The organism is Rossellomorea sp. NPDC071047, assembly GCF_050270195.1.
In the GTDB taxonomy this organism is placed as follows: Bacteria; Bacillota; Bacilli; order Bacillales; family Bacillaceae_B; genus Rossellomorea.
This window is the reverse complement of the sequence record NZ_JBNNJT010000013.1, coordinates 12,876-28,869: the sequence shown is the minus strand read 5'-3', so window position 1 is coordinate 28,869 and position 15,994 is coordinate 12,876. Positions and strand designations below refer to the sequence as shown.

Below are 15,994 nucleotides of genomic sequence, written 5' to 3'. Positions count from 1 at the left end.
CGTCGCGGGGTGGAGCAGTTCGGTAGCTCGTCGGGCTCATAACCCGAAGGTCGCAGGTTCAAATCCTGTCCCCGCAATACCATTTTTGACTTAGGGTAGGATAATACTTGATGAGTCACGCATGGATAGTTATTTTCGCAGTCGCGAGGTAATGAAACCTATTTTGCTTACGCAAAAAGCTTTGGTCCGGTAGTTCAGTTGGTTAGAATGCCTGCCTGTCACGCAGGAGGTCGCGGGTTCGAGTCCCGTCCGGACCGCCATTTTTGTTCATTCAAACGAAACTTTGTTTCGTTTTTTTTATTGTCTGTAACCACAACCTTTACTCTCATACCCAAAAAAGGGTAAACTACATATATACATTCTCCCTTAGGGTAACAAATGATCCTAAGGGTTTTTTATACTCTAAATGACAATTGAGGAGATTAACATGAATCAGTTTGAGATCATAACGACCAGTCCAGAGGAAACAGGCCAGTTTGCAGAGAAATTGGCAGCTCATTTGAAGTCTGGAGCTGTGTTAACGCTAGAAGGTGATCTTGGGGCGGGAAAGACGACATTTACCAAAGGTCTTGCCAAGGGCCTAGGTGTCACTAAGACAGTTAACAGTCCCACCTTTACCATCATTAAAGAATATAAGGGCCGTTTGCCTCTTTATCATATGGATGTATACAGGTTGGACGATTCATTTGAAGATTTGGGATTCGATGAATACTTTGAAGGGGAAGGTGTGACCGTCGTTGAGTGGGCTCACTTAATTCAAGATCAACTTCCGGAAGAATTATTAAGTCTATCGATTTACCGGGAAGGCGACTCCACAAGAAAAATCGTGTTGAAGCCTTATGGTGATCGATATAGTGAATTGTGTAAGGAGATTGTGTCATGACGATATTATCGATCGATACTTCCAATTATCCGTTAGGCGTTGCGCTTATCGAGGAAGGCAAGGTAATTGGGGAGTACATTACCTATATTAAGAAGAATCATTCAATAAGAGCCATGCCGGCTATCGAACAATTGTTGAAGGATTGCGGGATTGAGGCGAAAGACTTAACGAAGGTTGTCGTTGCAAATGGTCCTGGTTCCTATACAGGTGTCCGGATAGGGGTCACCTTGGCCAAGACCCTTGCATGGTCTCTGGGCATCCCGCTCATTCCAGTATCAAGTCTTGCGACACTGGCTTCATCGGGACGATATTTTTCAGGATATATCGTTCCTTTGTTCGATGCGAGAAGGGGACAGGTGTACACTGGGCTGTATGAGTTTCAGGGAGATCAATTAAATTGTGTGGAAAATGATTGCAACATACTGATGGAAGAATGGGTGACGAAGTTAAAAGATTTTAATAAAGATATACTCTTTGTCGGAAATGATGTTGCCCTTCACGAGAGCATGATTAAGGAAGTCCTGGGAGATCAAGCAAAAATCGCTCCTTTTGTCAGTCATAATCCACGTCCGTCTGAGCTTGCTTTTATTGGTAGTGGTATGAAAGAGACGTCTGCGCATGAAGTGCTCCCTAATTATATACGTATGGCTGAAGCAGAAGTGAAATGGCTGGAATCTCAAAAAAAATCTGAATAGAAGATAAAGGATCGTTAGAATATGGATATACGATTTATGACAGTTGATGATTTAGATGCTGTAATGGAAATTGAAGATCAATCTTTTAGCATTCCTTGGAGCCGGGAAGCTTTCCTGAATGAAATCGAACATAACCACCTGTCTACATATCTCGTTGCCGAGGATGAAGACAAGCTTGCAGGATACTGTGGGGTGTGGCTTGTAGTGGATGAGGCGCATATCACAAATGTAGCTGTGCTCCCTGATTATCGGGGGCGGGGTTTGGGAGAAGGTCTCATGCGCAAGATCATGGGTATTGCGATTGAATTTGGCGCTCGTGTGATGACCCTCGAAGTCAGGGTATCGAATACACCGGCACAACATTTATATCGGAAGCTCGGGTTTCAAGATGGAGGAATCCGTAAGCGGTATTATTCTGATAATCAAGAGGATGCTTTAGTAATGTGGGTGAATTTATGAAAAAAGATATCTTTATATTGGGAATCGAGACAAGCTGTGATGAAACAGCTGTTGCGATTGTGAAAAATGGGACAGAGATTGTGGCGAATATTGTTTCGTCTCAGATTGAAAGTCATAAGCGGTTCGGTGGGGTCGTCCCTGAAATTGCTTCACGTCATCATGTGGAGCAGGTTACATTTGTGCTGGAGGAAGCGCTTGAACAAGCTGATATGACAATGGACGAAATTGATTGTATCGCCGTGACGGAAGGCCCCGGTTTAGTGGGAGCTCTTCTGATAGGTGTCAATGCTGCCAAAGCACTCGCTTTTGCTTATAACAAACCTTTGGTAGGTGTCCATCACATTGCAGGACATATTTATGCCAATCGATTAGTGAAAGAGATGAGGTTTCCTCTGCTTTCATTAGTTGTTTCGGGAGGACATACAGAGCTTGTGTTCATGAAAGAGCACGGTTCGTTTCAAGTGATCGGCGAGACCCGGGACGATGCAGCCGGGGAAGCCTATGATAAAGTGGCCCGCACCTTGAGTCTTCCGTATCCGGGTGGACCCCATATCGATCGATTGGCTCATGAAGGGGAACCTACTATTGATTTGCCACGTGCATGGCTTGAAGAGGGTTCCTATGATTTTAGCTTCAGTGGATTGAAGTCGGCGGTTATTAACACGCTACACAATGCGAAGCAAAAAGGAGTAACCATTCATCCACAGGATTTGGCAGCCAGTTTTCAAGCCAGTGTGATTGATGTGTTAGTGACCAAAACCGTTAAAGCTGTAAAGGAATACAGAGTGGAGCAAGTATTACTGGCTGGTGGAGTTGCAGCCAATAAAGGCTTACGTGCTGCCCTCCAAGAAGCATTTGAAGGGGTGGATGCGGAGTTGATCATCCCTCCGTTATCACTTTGTACGGACAATGCTGCTATGATTGCAGCTGCTGGAACGATTTTATTTGAACAAGGAAAAAGAGGGAGCATGGATATGAATGCTCATCCTGGACTTGATATCGAGAATTTCTAAGAGGGAAAGCTTAGACGAAACTTCGTTTAAGCTTTTTTTATTAGGTACAGTTATTGTTCTAGGGTTTTGTTGATATCTTGTGAGTGAATGGGGAGGAGAAAGGAACGAACATACGTTTTATCAACAGACTGTGGATAAAATGTTAGTAACTACATAAATGATGTGTACACTATGTGAAAAAGCTCTAGTGGGAATGACCTATTATTTGGTAGTTTTTGTGGATAACTTATGTTGCAATTGTGGATTATGTGGAAAACCTCTGTTTATAACGGATAAACGGGATTTGATTTGTGGATAATGATGTGGAATAAGAAAGGATTGGGGTTCGATATTTATCCCCAATCCTGTGGATTATTGTTCTTCTTGAAGAATTTCTTCAAGTTCTGTCCATTCTTCCAATAGAGAATCAAGCTCTTCTTTTGCTTTTGTAAGGGAGTCATTGATGTCCTGAACCTTTTCATGATCCTGAAAAATATCAGGGTCACAGAGAAGATCTTCTTTTAACTGGATGTCTTCTTCAAGAGCTTCCATGAGACCTTCAATTTCTTCTACTCTGCGTTTTCGTTGACGCTCAAGCTTCTTCGCCTCTTTATCGATCTTGTGGGACTGTTTTTGAGTGGTCACCTGTGCTGACACTTGTTCTCCTTGTTCCATCCGCTCAAGTGCAGCTAATTCTTCCTGCTGTTGTAATTTCTCTACATAATAATCGTAATCGCCTAGGTATTCGGTCGATCCCTTTTTGGACAGTTCTACAACCTTTGTGGCAATTCGATTGATGAAATAACGGTCGTGAGATACAAAGAGAATCGTCCCTGGGTAGTCAATCAGGGCATTTTCCAGCACTTCTTTGCTGTCCAGATCCAGATGGTTCGTCGGTTCATCCAGGATCAAGACATTCCCTTTTTCCATCATGAGCTTGGAAAGTGCCAGACGTGCCTTCTCTCCACCACTCAGTGTGGAAACAGGCTTTAAGACATCTTCCCCTGAGAATAAGAAGTTTCCAAGTACAGTGCGGATTTCTTTTTCCGTTTTCATTGGGTATTCATCCCACAGTTCATTTAAGACGGTCTTATTTGAAGACAGCTCGGCTTGTTCTTGATCATAATAACTAATCGAGACATTTGATCCGAATTTAAATGCTCCTTCCAGAGGATGCAGTTTATTGACCAATGTTTTCAACAGAGTCGATTTCCCGATTCCGTTTGGACCTACAAGAGCGATACTGTCTCCCTTTTTAACAGAGAAGTCGATGTGAGATGAAATCTGTTCGTCTTTTCCATATCCGATGGTAAGGTCTTGGACGTGAAGAACATCATTTCCACTTGGACGATCAATTTGAAAAGCAAAGTTGGCAGATTTCTCATCACCCAAGGGTCTATCCATCTTGTCCATTCGTTCCAGCTTTTTTCTGCGGCTTTGGGCCATCTTGGTCGTCGAGGCACGGGCGATATTCCGTTGAATGAAGTCTTCGAGTTTCGCGACCTCCTGTTGCTGGCGCTCGAACATCTTGAGGTCCTTTTCGTAGTCTTCTGCTTTCTGTTCAAGGTATTTGCTGTAGTTACCGTGGTATTTCTTGCTTCGATTCCGGGAAATCTCATACACTTGATTGACGACGCTATCCAGGAAGTACCGGTCATGGGATACGATCAGGACGGCTCCTTCATAGCTTTGAAGGTAGATCTCTAGCCACGATAAAGTCTCTATATCAAGATGGTTGGTCGGCTCATCAAGAATAAGAATGTCAGGTTTGGATAAAAGAAGTTTCCCAAGAGCGAGACGGGTTTTCTGCCCACCGCTCAATGTGGATATCTTTGTATCGTAATCAAAATCTGCGAAATTCAATCCGTGAAGGACAGAGCGGATATCCGCTTCATATTGGTAACCGCCGGAATCCTTGAACCTGACTTGAAGCTCATCGTATTCTTTTAGTACGCGTTGATAGAGCTCTTCCTGTTCATATACCGAAGGATCGGCCATCTGTTGCTCCAATGTTCTTAAATGCTTTTCCTGTCTCTGCAATTCCTCGAAGACAGTCAGCATTTCCGACCAAATGGATAGATCGGACTCCAACCCGGTATTCTGGGCCAGGTATCCAATGGAAACCCCTTTTGGTTTCGTGATGTCTCCTGAGTCATAGGAGAGATGACCTGCAATTATTTTTAAAAGAGTCGACTTTCCTGCACCGTTGCGTCCGACGAGAGCCACCCGATCTCTTGTCTGTATTTCAAGCTTAATATTTGATAGGATATTATCTGCACCAAAGTTTTTCGTTAGTTGATTCACTTGTAGTAGAATCATGACGTTTCACCTCTATTTCATAGTGCTAGTGTACCGTATTTGGGAGGGGAACGGCAATAAATCGACTATTAATCTTCGTACACTTAGGATAAAATATAGTGTATGATGGGTAGTAGAGTTTTAAATTCTGTATGCTTTCTATTTTGGAAGCGGTATCAGAGGTTTTGAATAGATGTGGGGGAATACAATATGAACCAGGATACAACGAAAATTCCACAGGCAACGGCTAAGCGCCTTCCGCTATATTATCGCTTTATCAAGAATCTATACTCGTCGGGAAAGCAGAGGGTTTCATCGAAAGAATTGAGTGAAGCGGTGAAAGTTGATTCTGCCACGATACGCAGAGATTTTTCTTATTTTGGAGCGTTAGGTAAAAAGGGTTATGGATATAATGTCAATTACCTGCTATCCTTTTTTCGTAAGACATTAGATCAAGATGCCATTACGAAGGTTGTGCTGATAGGTGTAGGGAATCTCGGTACAGCGTTTCTTCATTATAATTTCATAAAAAATAATAATACTAAGATTGAAATGGCTTTTGAAGTAGATGAAAAGAAGGTTGGGACACAAATCAGCGATGTACCCGTTTTTCATTTGGATGATTTAGAAGAGGGACTTGAAGGGCATGATATTGAAGTGGCGATTCTGACGGTTCCGGCATCTTCTGCTCAAAATATCACAGACCGTTTGGTTTCTTCTAATATAAAAGGGATCCTGAATTTCACTCCTGCGAGATTAACGGTGCCGGATCACATTCGCGTCCATCATATTGATCTGGCAGTCGAGCTTCAATCACTGGTATACTTCTTAAAGCATTATTCAGAGGATGACACGGAAATGTCACAAGATGGAATCATATCCGAATAGAAAATGATCCTTATATACGTTATGATAGAATGGTAAAAGAGGAGGTGTCTCATTATGTTAGGTGCAGGTAGTATCGTACTGATAACGGTTGTTGCTTTACTGATCTTCGGACCAAAGAAATTGCCTGAATTAGGGAAAGCAGCCGGGAATACATTACGCGAATTTAAAAATGCAACAAAGGGCTTAGCAGATGATGAGGACGATAATAGCAAAAAAGCTAAGTAGGGTAGGATGAACGCCATGAGTCAAAGTCAAAGAGACATGACAGTCTATGAACATATAGGAGAATTGCAAAAACGACTCATGTTTGTAGTCGTTTTCTTCTTGTTAGCGGTAATCGTGAGCTTTTTTCTTGCGGAGCCGCTGATTCGATATTTGCAGCACGCGGATGAAGCGAAAGAATTGACGATGAACGCCTTTCGGATTACAGACCCTCTCAAAATCTATATGGAAATGATCATGTTTATTGCGATCATCATGACATCACCCATCATTCTATTTCAAGTATGGTCGTTCGTTAGTCCAGGCTTATATGAGAAAGAGAGGAAGGTAACGCTTAGTTACATCCCGATTTCTGTCATTCTTTTCTTAGGTGGATTGTCATTTTCATATTTTATTTTGTTTCCTTATGTTGTGAAATTCATGATGGGTTTATCAACCAATCTGAATATCCAGCAAGTGATTGGAATTAATGAATACTTTCATTTCCTGTTTCAAATAACCATTCCATTTGGGTTTCTATTTCAACTTCCGGTTATTATGCTGTTTCTGACACGCCTCGGGATTATTACCCCGATGCTGCTGGCGCAAATGAGAAAAGTGGCGTACTTCATATTGTTGGTCATTGCGGCCTTCATTACACCACCGGACATCGTCTCGCATTTAATGGTAACCGTTCCTTTGCTTCTTCTTTATGAAATCAGTATTTGGATTTCAAAAATCGGATATAAAAAGGTTTTAGAAGCAGAGCAAAAGCTTGAAATGGAACAGTTCGAGGATATAAATAAGGATTGATCAAATGATCAATCCTTATTTTTTATTCTCTATTTTCTTTTTGATTTTGAAATGCAGCAGCACCATCCGCAACCCGGAACCAAAATCAAGGGTTGCCAGAAAGACAAGCATATAAGCGAAAAATCCCCAACCATCATCCTGTACATTTTGCACAGCAAAGTATGTGAAGAGCACACCGAGAAGGAGATAGATCACGCCTGAGAATAATGGTGATCTCCTCATAGAAATAATCCTCCAATAAATCCTTGTATTTGTTCAGCTTCGTTGATCATTTTTTCAATTTCATCCTTATAGATAGATTGCATTAGAACGACCGTTGTATTCATGGCAACATGGGCAAATATTGGAACCAGGATACGCTTCGTTTTGACATAAAGAAACGCAAAGGTAAAGCCCATAGCAGAGTACAGGATCACGTGCACAGGCTCAAAATGAGCAAGGGCAAAGATTACAGAGCTGATTAACGCGGCGAAGAAGAAATTCATCTTCTCGTAAAGAACGCCGAAGATAATCTTTCTGAATACTATCTCTTCCAGTATAGGTCCGATGATTGCAGCGACCATCATGGATAGGGGTACCTTTTCAATAATGCTGATAATCATCTGAGTGTTTTCAGACCCCATCTCGATTCCCAGCGCATACTCGACTTGTATGGCGACGGATTGAGCGATGAACGCCATAAAGATCCCGACTACAGCCCATACAATGGAGCCCCCTGCATTCATGGGAGCGGTTCTTTCGAGTCCGGTGCTTGTGTCACTCTTCCTGAGAATGCCCCACACAACAAGCAGGGTTAAGGTAAAGCTGATTACTAGCCAGTATCCCGGAACAAGATTCCTAACTGTATCTTCGGGCTGACCGAGGACATCCACACCAATTTTAAATAGTAAGGGTATGCCTACAACGCTTGAAAGCTGCATGACAATATAGGTAATTAAGATATATCCGAAATGTTTTTTCAACGTATGATCTCCTTTAGCACCTGTTAGATGAGGAACAACCCCATTCATCTTGAACTCACTCTTGTACAATTCTACTAAGAAAAGAGGAACTGTTCAAATCTGAGGGTCTTGTAAGAATTGCCACACTTCAATCGACATAAGTAATAAAGCCATATGAGAAGGCATAGTATAGGAGGGTGTGAAAAAAAGAGAAAAATGACGAAAAAAATTTTAAGCAGGACTCTTGCAAAATGAAAACGAATTAATTAATATAATAGTTGTGTTAGCACTCACAACAAGCGAGTGCTAATAAATATCATTTACATAATTTCAAGGAGGTTGTTTCACTTGTTAAAACCACTAGGTGATCGCGTCGTTATCGAGCTAGTTGAGTCAGAAGAAAAAACAGCAAGCGGTATTGTGCTACCGGATTCCGCAAAGGAAAAGCCACAAGAAGGTAAAGTGATGGCTGTAGGTACTGGTCGCATTCTAGACAACGGTGAGCGCGTTGCTCTTGAGGTAGCTGTCGGCGATCGAATCATTTTCTCTAAATACGCTGGTACAGAAGTGAAATACCAAGGCACAGAATACCTGATCCTTCGTGATAGCGATATTCTGGCTGTAGTTGGCGAATAATCAAACTTCGTATATAAACAATACTTTATTTAAATAAGAGGAGGACTTTATCAATGGCTAAAGATATTAAATTCAGCGAAGAAGCACGCCGTTCCATGCTTCGCGGTGTCGATCAATTAGCAAATGCAGTAAAAGTAACTCTTGGACCAAAAGGACGTAACGTGGTACTTGAGAAAAAATTCGGTTCACCACTTATTACAAATGACGGTGTAACCATTGCGAAAGAAATCGAACTGGAAGATGCATTCGAAAACATGGGTGCAAAACTGGTTGCTGAAGTAGCAAGCAAAACAAATGAAATCGCCGGTGACGGTACAACGACTGCAACGGTCCTTGCTCAAGCGATGATCCGTGAAGGTCTTAAAAACGTAACAGCTGGCGCTAACCCTGTCGGCGTTCGTAAAGGAATTGAAAAAGCGGTTCAAGCGGCTATCGAAGAATTAAAAGTAATCTCTAAGCCGATCGAAGGTAAAGATTCCATCGCTCAGGTTGCGGCGATCTCAGCTGCTGACGAAGAAGTGGGTCAACTGATTGCAGAAGCAATGGAGCGCGTTGGTAACGACGGGGTTATCACAATCGAAGAATCTAAAGGTTTCACAACAGAGCTTGACGTGGTAGAAGGAATGCAATTCGACCGTGGATATGCGTCTCCATACATGGTGACTGACTCTGATAAAATGGAAGCTGTTCTTGAAAATCCATACATCTTAATCACTGACAAGAAAATCGGTAACATCCAGGAAGTACTTCCTGTTCTTGAGCAAGTTGTACAACAAGGTAAGCCACTATTAATGGTAGCAGAAGATGTAGAAGGTGAAGCTCTTGCAACGCTTGTTGTGAACAAACTTCGCGGTACATTCAACGCTGTTGCTGTTAAAGCTCCTGGCTTCGGTGACCGTCGTAAAGCAATGCTTGAAGACTTAGCGGTTCTTACTGGTGGAGAAGTGATCACAGAAGATTTAGGCTTAGACCTTAAATCTGCGAACATCACTCAACTTGGCCGCGCTGCGAAAGTAGTCGTAACGAAAGAAAACACGACTGTCGTAGAAGGTTCTGGAGATCCGGAAAAAATCGCAGCTCGCGTAAACCAAATCCGTGCTCAATTAGAAGAGTCCACTTCTGAATTCGACAAGGAAAAATTACAAGAGCGCCTTGCTAAGCTTGCAGGTGGAGTAGCCGTCGTGAAAGTCGGAGCTGCGACTGAAACTGAGCTTAAAGAGCGTAAACTACGTATCGAAGACGCATTGAACTCTACTCGTGCAGCAGTGGAAGAAGGTATCGTTTCGGGTGGTGGTACTGCCCTTGTGAACGTATATAACAAAGTAGCATCAATCGAAGCGGATGCAGATGTAGCAACTGGTATCAACATCGTGCTGCGTGCTCTTGAAGAGCCGATCCGTCAAATCGCTCACAACGCTGGATTAGAAGGTTCTATCATCGTAGAACGTCTGAAGAAGGAAGAAGTAGGTGTCGGATTCAACGCAGCTACTGGTGAGTGGGTCAACATGATCGAAAAAGGTATCGTAGATCCTACCAAAGTAACTCGTTCTGCGCTTCAAAACGCAGCGTCTGTAGCAGCAATGTTCCTGACTACTGAAGCAGTAGTAGCAGACATTCCTGAAGAAGGCGGCGGCATGCCGGATATGAGCGGCATGGGCGGTATGGGTGGAATGGGCGGCATGATGTAATTCATCATCCCCATTCCCTGGAGCAATCCAGATAAAAGTGGTCATTCCTTATGGAGTGACCACTTTTTTTGCGTTCTGAGAGAGTTGAAGCGTTTAGAAAATCACCATATAGGTAAAAAGTATGATAAGACATCCAAACCGGGAATATTTACGTATACTCCATGTGACTTCTACTTTCTAATAAATGTAAGCAGGTGATAACGTGAATTACTCAATCATGAAACTAAGAACACTGGTAGAACGGATCATAGAAGGAGACGAACGGGCAAAGGAAGAATTCGAAAGGCGATGGGAGATTCCCTGGGAACAAGTCGGGACGGTACCAATATCGATTGAGAAGAAGCCAAGGGACTGACGTGGTTTCATTCATCCCTCTTATGATAAAGTATGGATAGAATAGTTCAGAAAGAGGGTTACCGATGACAGTCAAACAATACTATCAAGATGCCTATATGAAAATCTTTCAAACATCCATTCAGGAGCAGCAACAGGATGAGTCAGGCTGGTACGTCGTATTAGAAGAAACAGCTTTCTATCCAACAGGCGGTGGCCAGCCCCATGATACAGGAATAATAAAGGACAAGCGGATTACCAATGTTGAAGAAGTGAACGGAGAGATCCGTCATTACATAGAAGAGCCATTCAAGGATATCTCAGGGGTCTTTGAGGGACAGATCGATTGGGAGCGCCGCTTTGATCATATGCAGCAGCACGCCGGTCAGCATATGCTGTCTGCCGCATTTGCAGGGGCGTTACAATATGAGACGATCAGCTTTCACCTCGGGAAAGAGATTTTGACCATCGATTTAGAAGTAAGTGACATCAATGAGTCAGACGCCCTACAAGCCGAAGCACTCGCCAACCGGATCATTCGGGAGAGCAGGCCAATCGAGACGAAATGGGTGACGGAAGCGGAACTCTCCCACTATCCGCTACGCAAACAGCCATCCGTCACGGACGAAATCCGTCTCGTCATCATTCCGGATTTTGATTACAACGGATGCGGTGGAACCCATCCCCGTTCTACGAGTGAAGTCGGGGCAATCAAGATTTTAGATTGGGAGAAACATAAAGGTCATATCCGCTTGCAGTTTGTATGTGGGGACCGGGTACTGAATCAATTACACCGTAAGCATGGACTACTGAAAGAGCTAACCGGTGTGCTGCAGGCGCCGGAAGAAAATATGGTACCGACCGTCGAGAGAATGCTCACCAAGCAAAAAGAACAAGAGAAAGCATTGGATGGGTTGAAAGAGGTTCTGTTGACGTATGAAGCAGAAGGATTAATGGGAAAAGCAACTCTAAAAGAAGGCCATTCATTAATCAAATCATCGTATACTGACCGACGGATCCAAGAGCTCCAAAAAATTGCACAGCATATCGTTTCGAATAAAGCCGAAGCGATTGTTTTCCTGGTTGTCCAAAATGATCAAAAGCTGCAGCTGGTAGCAGCAAAAGGCTCCATACCCGGTGTCAATCTAAGAGAGGTTGCGCAAAAGGTCTTTCCGTTGATCAACGGGAAAGGCGGAGGAAAAGAAACTTTCGTTCAAGGTGGGGGAGAAGCTGTTATGAGTAGGGAAGAGCTTCTTGAAACGTTGGTGAATCAGTTATAGTTGATAACCGTTTAATTGGGTGAAAAAGACACGAAAACTAATCAATGAAATCACTTGCGATTTAATTTATGAATAATCACAAAAAATGCATAAATTTGGAATTAAAAGGTTATTTTCCTTTAGATAAGGGAAATAACCTTTAATAATGACTAGGTCATTAATTCTGTGATAATGAACATCTGGAGGTCTTTAGTCTTAATTCATCGCAGTTATGAAACATTAACGGGTGTCGTTCGTAAATAAAATTATGAGGGTTAATGGGAATGGGAAGCGAAGGTTTGAAGATATAAATATCATAAAAATATTAAAATTGCTGTTTCTTAAGGGTTAGTATAATGTTAGGCTCATTTTGCTAAGCCATTGGTTCTTTGGTTCCAGACCCAGGTACTACAATTGGTGGAGCAGGCAATGGGTTTAATAGGTTCCGGTAATTACTTTATTATGAAATCCATAGAAGGAAAGGCAACGGAGTATTCGAACAGGAAACAAAAGCATCTGATTATATAGGGGGTTCGGCAAAGAAAATTTGAATAAGAGCGAGGAGATAAATTGAAATCGAGATTGGGTGATATTTTTGGATGAGAGAAACAACCTTTCTTTTAAAGAAAGCAGGATTCTACATGTAACGGTTTCTATAATCATTGTTACATTCTTATTTAGTGCTTTACCAGAATGGTATACTCCACAATTCATAATGAACAGTGTTGTGTCTAGCATATTAGTCATCATTATTGTGGTATCTTGGAGACTAGTGGAACTTAAAGTGAGGTATTTTTCTATTCAAAGCTATTGTTTGGTTTTTAGTCTTTCCTTTTTGTTTGCCCAGCCGCTTATTAAATACTTCTGGCAAGAAGGAAATTCCATATGGTTTTTCTTATTAGGGATTTGGGTTGCAGGCTTTATCATTACAACTCTCTTAAAGGAGAATATTTTTCAAGCCTTTTCAAAGACTTTCGAAAATAGGTTTAGCGTGGCCTTTCATATTGTAGTCTTTATCTGCATAACTGCGGGTCCAATGTTTATCATTATCGGAACTGCAAATGATTATAATAAAAATATTTCATATGGCTCAGTGCTATATTTAATGTCGGCTCTACTGCAAATTACATTGCCTGCTTTTTTGAAGCATCCGAAAGCTATAATGTCTAAATCAATCTAATATCCCACGAGTAAGTTGTAATTCATATCAAGCTTGTCTACATATAGATCGTATTTTAGGTACTTTAGAAGATTTTACTCATTGCGTTTTTTATACTATATACCAAAATAAAGGGGGAGACCATGGATGCTTAACAAACACAAAAAAGCCTTAAGTAAAACTAAATTCAAAAAGAAAATCACCAGAACCATAGGGTCGATATTGGTTGATACCATTTTGCCGACGGATGAGGTTACACCAGGTGAAGAGTTGGTGGGAGAAGTTGAACTGAGAAGCAGAAAAGGGTTACAAAAGGTTGAGCGTATCAAGGTTTCACTCATGCAACAGTTTATGACGATGGATGACCATATCAGTAACCTGCCTTTACACTCGGTGGAAATGAGGTTAACCGAGGAACAAAGAAATGCAGATGAGGTGACCGTGCCCTTTTCAATGACCGTTCCCCTGTATGTCCCTCATAATATTGGAAAGCGCCAGTGCTGGATTCAAACAGATGTAGACATTGCGTATAAATTGGATCCCCGTGATCTTGATTTTATCAACGTGAATCCTCATCCAATCATGACGAAAGTAAATAAAGTCCTAATTGAACGATTGGGATTATTGAAAACAAATCGGGAAGAGGTCATTTATTATTCCGGTTTCGGAGGGAGATTCGTCATTGATAAACGGGTTCTCAATCATCCTCTTTATCCCATGTTATCAAAACGTTCGGTCCCACTTGTCCATGAGCTGGAGTTCTTCCCCCCTGATGAGTTTAAGGAAAAGTATAAAGAGATTGAGATAATTTATGACATTCATCCTGAAGGGCTGGATATTTATGTCGAATTACAATACTTTATAGGGAAAAATATTGGTGGATATTTTAAGAGAGAGGCTCTTAGGGAGAGAGGGATGGACGAAGTCATTCACAAAATAAGCTTTACAAATGAGGAGCTCGAAATGGAAGAGGAGATAGAGTCCAGAATACTCGACCTTCTACAAAATGCAGTAGAACCAGATGAGTTGCGGGGCAATTGATTTAATCAAACGTTTGTTTAAATCAAAGGTGATGTATATAAAAGAACTGACATGCACCCCATGTCAGTTCTTTTTAACCCTAAACATTCGATATCCCATCCAAAATTGGTTAAAATAGAAAAGACACACCACGTTCGACAAATGGCTACAGCTTAAAGGAGAGAAATACATGACGCACTATGCGGATGATAGTTTAGCTTTACATACAGATTTGTATCAGATTAATATGACGAAGGCGTATTGGGATGATGATTTCCATAATCGAAAGGCTGTTTTTGAAGTGTTTTTTCGAAAGCTGCCTTTTGGGAATGGATATGCGGTGTTTGCCGGGCTTGAACGGATCATTGATTATGTGAAAAAGTTTCATTTCTCTGAGAGTGATATTGAGTATTTAAGAGATTTGGGTTATGAAGAGGAGTTCCTTCAGTACTTGGCGGACCTTCGATTTACGGGGACGATACGTTCGATGCAGGAAGGGGAGATTGCGTTCGGGAATGTACCTCTTATCCGGGTCGAGGCTCCTTTGGCTCAAGCTCAGATACTGGAGACGGCGATCTTGAATATCGTGAACTATCAAACCCTGATTGCGACGAAGGCGAATCGGATTAAGCAAGTGGTTCAGGATGAAGTCGTGATGGAGTTTGGGACGAGACGGGCCCATGAACTGGATGCGGCCATTTGGGGGACGCGTGCCGCATATATTGGCGGATTTGATGCGACAAGTAATGTTCGGGCGGGTAAATTATTCGGGATGCCGGTCTCAGGTACCCATGCCCATTCAATGGTTCAGGCATATCAGGATGATTATCAGGCGTTCCATAAATATGCTGAGAGCCATAAGGACTGTGTGTTTTTAGTGGATACCTACGACACATTGAAATCGGGTGTACCCACGGCCATCCAGGTAGCAAAAGAGCTCGGCGACCGGATTAATTTCAAGGGTATTCGTTTGGACAGCGGTGATATGGCGTACTTATCCAAGAAAGCCCGTAAAATGCTGGATGAAGCAGGGTTTACCGAAACAAAGATCATTGCGTCAAATGATCTGGATGAATATACGATTCTGAATTTGAAAGCCCAAGGAGCCAGGATCGATGTGTGGGGTGTGGGGACGAAGTTAATAACTGCCTATGATCAACCAGCATTAGGTGCTGTATATAAACTCGCTTCGATTGAAAACGAATCTGGGGAAATGGAAGATACAATTAAAATATCCAGTAATGCGGAGAAAGTTTCAACTCCTGGACTCAAAAAGGTTTATCGAATCATCAATACGGTTAATCATAAATCAGAAGGGGATTATATTGCCTTGGAGCATGAAAATCCTCAAAATGAAAGCCGACTGAAAATGTTTCATCCTGTGCACACCTATATCAGTAAATTCATCACCAACTTCGAAGCAAGAGAGCTCCACGAGGATATTTTTAAGGATGGGGAGTTGGTTTATACATCTCCATCATTAGAAACAATGAGATCCTTTGTGAATGAGAACCTCGACCTATTGTGGGACGAGTATAAACGTTCCATGAACCCAGAGGGATATCCCGTGGATTTAAGTGAAGAATGTTGGACGAACAAAATGAATCTCATTCAAAAAGTTAAGGCAGAGGTAAAAGAGAAATTTAACAAAACTATGTAATCCCGTTAAAAGATGGGTAAATTAATCAGATCCAGAAATAATGATAAAACCTAAATGGAGTGTGAAAAC

General features: G+C 42.0%; 17 protein-coding genes and 2 tRNA genes. 16 read left to right on the top strand and 3 right to left on the bottom strand.

The features are described 5' to 3' along the window. The first annotated feature begins 3 nt into the window (after positions 1 to 3). The 6 genes from ACQKFO_RS23305 to tsaD all read left to right on the top strand — a co-directional run bounded on the left by ACQKFO_RS23305 (position 4) and on the right by tsaD (position 3,050). Positions 4 to 77, top strand: a tRNA-Met gene (locus ACQKFO_RS23305). A 106-nt stretch (positions 78 to 183) separates the two neighbouring features. Further along, positions 184 to 260: transfer RNA gene (locus tag ACQKFO_RS23300), tRNA-Asp, on the top strand. A gap of 167 nt (positions 261 to 427) precedes the next feature. Further along, a complete protein-coding gene (tsaE, locus tag ACQKFO_RS23295; protein WP_427601433.1) occupies positions 428 to 883 on the top strand; it encodes a tRNA (adenosine(37)-N6)-threonylcarbamoyltransferase complex ATPase subunit type 1 TsaE in 456 nt (151 codons plus the stop codon). Continuing rightward, the gene (gene tsaB / locus ACQKFO_RS23290) at positions 880 to 1,578 is read left to right on the top strand and encodes a tRNA (adenosine(37)-N6)-threonylcarbamoyltransferase complex dimerization subunit type 1 TsaB (RefSeq protein WP_427601431.1); all 699 of its coding nucleotides are present in this window, start codon (positions 880 to 882) and stop codon (positions 1,576 to 1,578) included. The genes tsaE and tsaB overlap by 4 nt, the downstream gene beginning before the upstream one ends. A 21-nt stretch (positions 1,579 to 1,599) precedes the next feature. Then, a complete protein-coding gene (rimI, locus tag ACQKFO_RS23285; RefSeq protein WP_149157839.1) occupies positions 1,600 to 2,037 on the top strand; it encodes a ribosomal protein S18-alanine N-acetyltransferase in 438 nt (145 codons plus the stop codon). After that, positions 2,034 to 3,050 (top strand): tRNA (adenosine(37)-N6)-threonylcarbamoyltransferase complex transferase subunit TsaD, encoded by a 1,017-nt coding sequence (gene tsaD, locus ACQKFO_RS23280; RefSeq protein ID WP_427601429.1) that lies wholly within the window; start codon positions 2,034 to 2,036, stop codon positions 3,048 to 3,050. Before rimI ends, tsaD begins: the two co-directional genes overlap by 4 nt. Positions 3,051 to 3,401: 351 nt before the next feature. Here the strand turns inward: tsaD and ACQKFO_RS23275 are convergent, their stop codons facing one another. Continuing rightward, entirely contained in the window at positions 3,402 to 5,348 is a 1,947-nt protein-coding gene (locus tag ACQKFO_RS23275) for an ABC-F family ATP-binding cassette domain-containing protein (RefSeq protein WP_427601427.1), read from the bottom strand. A gap of 189 nt (positions 5,349 to 5,537) precedes the next feature. Here ACQKFO_RS23275 and ACQKFO_RS23270 point away from each other — a divergent pair, with 189 nt between their 5' ends. The 3 genes from ACQKFO_RS23270 to tatC are packed head-to-tail and all read left to right on the top strand — an operon-like array spanning position 5,538 to position 7,229. Beyond that, entirely contained in the window at positions 5,538 to 6,215 is a 678-nt protein-coding gene (locus tag ACQKFO_RS23270; protein WP_148971339.1) for a redox-sensing transcriptional repressor Rex, read from the top strand. 54 nt (positions 6,216 to 6,269) lie between these two features. Then, complete coding sequence (locus ACQKFO_RS23265; RefSeq protein WP_044340658.1) at positions 6,270 to 6,440, top strand: twin-arginine translocase TatA/TatE family subunit; 171 nt, start codon at positions 6,270 to 6,272, stop codon at positions 6,438 to 6,440. A gap of 15 nt (positions 6,441 to 6,455) precedes the next feature. After that, entirely contained in the window at positions 6,456 to 7,229 is a 774-nt protein-coding gene (tatC, locus tag ACQKFO_RS23260; protein ID WP_148996622.1) for a twin-arginine translocase subunit TatC, read from the top strand. A 15-nt stretch (positions 7,230 to 7,244) separates the two neighbouring features. Here tatC and ACQKFO_RS23255 read toward each other — a convergent pair whose 3' ends face one another. After that, a complete protein-coding gene (locus ACQKFO_RS23255; RefSeq protein WP_113971435.1) occupies positions 7,245 to 7,451 on the bottom strand; it encodes a YdiK family protein in 207 nt (68 codons plus the stop codon). Continuing rightward, positions 7,448 to 8,191 carry a CPBP family intramembrane glutamic endopeptidase gene (locus ACQKFO_RS23250; protein WP_427601424.1) on the bottom strand — a complete coding sequence of 248 codons (744 nt, stop codon included), beginning with the start codon at positions 8,189 to 8,191 and terminating at the stop codon, positions 7,448 to 7,450. Before ACQKFO_RS23250 ends, ACQKFO_RS23255 begins: the two co-directional genes overlap by 4 nt. A 327-nt stretch (positions 8,192 to 8,518) precedes the next feature. Between ACQKFO_RS23250 and groES the strand changes: the two genes are divergently transcribed. From groES to ACQKFO_RS23215, 7 genes are all read left to right on the top strand, one after another. Further along, the gene (groES, locus tag ACQKFO_RS23245; RefSeq protein WP_034766060.1) at positions 8,519 to 8,806 is read left to right on the top strand and encodes a co-chaperone GroES; all 288 of its coding nucleotides are present in this window, start codon (positions 8,519 to 8,521) and stop codon (positions 8,804 to 8,806) included. Between the two features lie 53 nt (positions 8,807 to 8,859). Next, the gene (gene groL, locus ACQKFO_RS23240; RefSeq protein ID WP_034766062.1) at positions 8,860 to 10,494 is read left to right on the top strand and encodes a chaperonin GroEL; all 1,635 of its coding nucleotides are present in this window, start codon (positions 8,860 to 8,862) and stop codon (positions 10,492 to 10,494) included. Between the two features lie 202 nt (positions 10,495 to 10,696). Then, a complete protein-coding gene (locus ACQKFO_RS23235) occupies positions 10,697 to 10,849 on the top strand; it encodes a hypothetical protein (RefSeq protein ID WP_427601422.1) in 153 nt (50 codons plus the stop codon). A gap of 64 nt (positions 10,850 to 10,913) precedes the next feature. Continuing rightward, positions 10,914 to 12,107 carry an alanyl-tRNA editing protein gene (locus ACQKFO_RS23230; RefSeq protein WP_427601420.1) on the top strand — a complete coding sequence of 398 codons (1,194 nt, stop codon included), beginning with the start codon at positions 10,914 to 10,916 and terminating at the stop codon, positions 12,105 to 12,107. Positions 12,108 to 12,681: 574 nt separating this feature from the next. After that, entirely contained in the window at positions 12,682 to 13,266 is a 585-nt protein-coding gene (locus tag ACQKFO_RS23225) for a hypothetical protein (protein WP_427601418.1), read from the top strand. A 126-nt stretch (positions 13,267 to 13,392) separates the two neighbouring features. Beyond that, positions 13,393 to 14,286: a sporulation protein gene (locus ACQKFO_RS23220; RefSeq protein ID WP_427601416.1), complete on the top strand. Its 894-nt coding sequence runs from the start codon at positions 13,393 to 13,395 to the stop codon at positions 14,284 to 14,286. A gap of 169 nt (positions 14,287 to 14,455) precedes the next feature. Then, on the top strand, positions 14,456 to 15,925 hold the full coding sequence (locus ACQKFO_RS23215; RefSeq protein WP_427601414.1) for a nicotinate phosphoribosyltransferase: 1,470 nt from the start codon (positions 14,456 to 14,458) through the stop codon (positions 15,923 to 15,925). The last annotated feature ends 69 nt before the right edge of the window (positions 15,926 to 15,994 follow it).

Excerpts from the sequence above, each read along its gene's own strand:
- tsaE (WP_427601433.1), top strand. The coding sequence starts at position 428 with ATGAATCAGTTTGAGATCATAACGACCAGTCCAGAGGAAACAGGCCAG.
- tsaB (WP_427601431.1), top strand. The coding sequence starts at position 880 with ATGACGATATTATCGATCGATACTTCCAATTATCCGTTAGGCGTTGCG.
- rimI (WP_149157839.1), top strand. The coding sequence starts at position 1,600 with ATGGATATACGATTTATGACAGTTGATGATTTAGATGCTGTAATGGAA.
- tsaD (WP_427601429.1), top strand. The coding sequence starts at position 2,034 with ATGAAAAAAGATATCTTTATATTGGGAATCGAGACAAGCTGTGATGAA.
- ACQKFO_RS23275 (WP_427601427.1), bottom strand. The coding sequence starts at position 5,348 with ATGATTCTACTACAAGTGAATCAACTAACGAAAAACTTTGGTGCAGAT.
- ACQKFO_RS23270 (WP_148971339.1), top strand. The coding sequence starts at position 5,538 with ATGAACCAGGATACAACGAAAATTCCACAGGCAACGGCTAAGCGCCTT.
- ACQKFO_RS23265 (WP_044340658.1), top strand. The coding sequence starts at position 6,270 with ATGTTAGGTGCAGGTAGTATCGTACTGATAACGGTTGTTGCTTTACTG.
- tatC (WP_148996622.1), top strand. The coding sequence starts at position 6,456 with ATGAGTCAAAGTCAAAGAGACATGACAGTCTATGAACATATAGGAGAA.
- ACQKFO_RS23255 (WP_113971435.1), bottom strand. The coding sequence starts at position 7,451 with ATGAGGAGATCACCATTATTCTCAGGCGTGATCTATCTCCTTCTCGGT.
- groL (WP_034766062.1), top strand. The coding sequence starts at position 8,860 with ATGGCTAAAGATATTAAATTCAGCGAAGAAGCACGCCGTTCCATGCTT.
- ACQKFO_RS23230 (WP_427601420.1), top strand. The coding sequence starts at position 10,914 with ATGACAGTCAAACAATACTATCAAGATGCCTATATGAAAATCTTTCAA.
- ACQKFO_RS23220 (WP_427601416.1), top strand. The coding sequence starts at position 13,393 with ATGCTTAACAAACACAAAAAAGCCTTAAGTAAAACTAAATTCAAAAAG.
- ACQKFO_RS23215 (WP_427601414.1), top strand. The coding sequence starts at position 14,456 with ATGACGCACTATGCGGATGATAGTTTAGCTTTACATACAGATTTGTAT.